General features: G+C 49.2%; 1 protein-coding gene. It reads right to left on the bottom strand.

Annotated elements, in window-relative coordinates; translation table 11 throughout:
- On the bottom strand, positions 1-425 hold a 425-nt coding region (locus A3757_RS06215; protein ID WP_197469873.1), incomplete at both ends, for an FAD-dependent oxidoreductase.

The following is a 425-nucleotide window of genomic DNA, read 5'->3' on the forward strand; positions in this document are numbered from 1 at the left end:
TAAACTCAGGAACTTGCTCTGAGGGACAAAGGCTTTTAATGGCTCACCACGTAGGGCTTTTTCAAGATTATCAGCCAAGGGTTTACCCTGGCGCACAGCAAATACACCGGCTTTAGGCCGTGGGTGATCCAGCACATCAGCAATATCACCCGAGGCAAAAACATTAGGATGAGAAACTGACTGCAAACAAGCATCCACTTCTATAAAGCCCCGCTCACTACAGGCTAAACCAGCGGCTTTCGGCCATTCAGGGGCTGACGCCGATATTGCCCAAATAATCTTGTCTAAGCTTAGTTCCCTCGGGTTTTCAGCGTCTCGCGCATCGACCAAGCACCCTTCTTCAACTTTAGACACGCGAAAATCATGATGAACCTGCACCCCACGTTTATCCAATACCTTTTGGTAGCGCTGCTGCACTTTGGCAT

Source organism: Oleiphilus sp. HI0117 (genome assembly GCF_001635235.1).